The 595-nt window shown below is 65.4% G+C and carries 1 protein-coding gene; it reads left to right on the top strand.

Annotated elements, in window-relative coordinates; translation table 11 throughout:
• The coding region (locus IG99_RS43545) for an alpha-amylase family glycosyl hydrolase (protein WP_037684586.1) at window positions 1-595 on the top strand (595 nt) is incomplete at both ends.

Here is a 595-nt window from a genome sequence, read left to right as displayed (position 1 = left end):
CGGTGTCGACTGCCTCTGGCTGCCGCCCTTCTTCAAGTCTCCGCTGCGCGACGGCGGCTACGACGTCTCCGACTACACCGCCGTCCTGCCCGAGTTCGGCGACCTCGCCGACTTCGTCGAGTTCGTCGACGCAGCACACCAGCGCGGCATGCGCGTCATCATCGACTTCGTCATGAACCACACCAGCGACCAGCACACGTGGTTCCAGGAGTCGCGCACCAACCCGGACGGTCCCTACGGCGACTACTACATGTGGGCCGACGACGACAAGCAGTACCAGGACGCCCGGATCATCTTCGTCGACACCGAGGCCTCCAACTGGACGTACGACCCTGTCCGCGGGCAGTACTTCTTCCACCGCTTCTTCTCCCACCAGCCCGACCTGAACTACGAGAACCCGGCCGTGCAGGAGGAGATCCTGGCGGCCCTGCGCTTCTGGCTGGATCTCGGCATCGACGGCTTCCGGCTCGACGCCGTGCCCTACCTCTACGCCGAAGAGGGCACCAACTGCGAGAACCTCCCCGCCACCCATGAGTTCCTCAAGCGGGTGCGCAAGGAGATCGACGCCCAGTACCCGGACACGGTGCTGCTGGCG

Origin of the sequence: Streptomyces griseus subsp. griseus, assembly GCF_000720255.1 — a bacterium.
GTDB classification, from domain to species: domain Bacteria; phylum Actinomycetota; class Actinomycetes; order Streptomycetales; family Streptomycetaceae; genus Streptomyces; species Streptomyces griseus_I.
The sequence above is the reverse complement of the archived record's forward strand: the minus strand, read 5'-3'. Positions and strand labels throughout refer to the sequence as shown.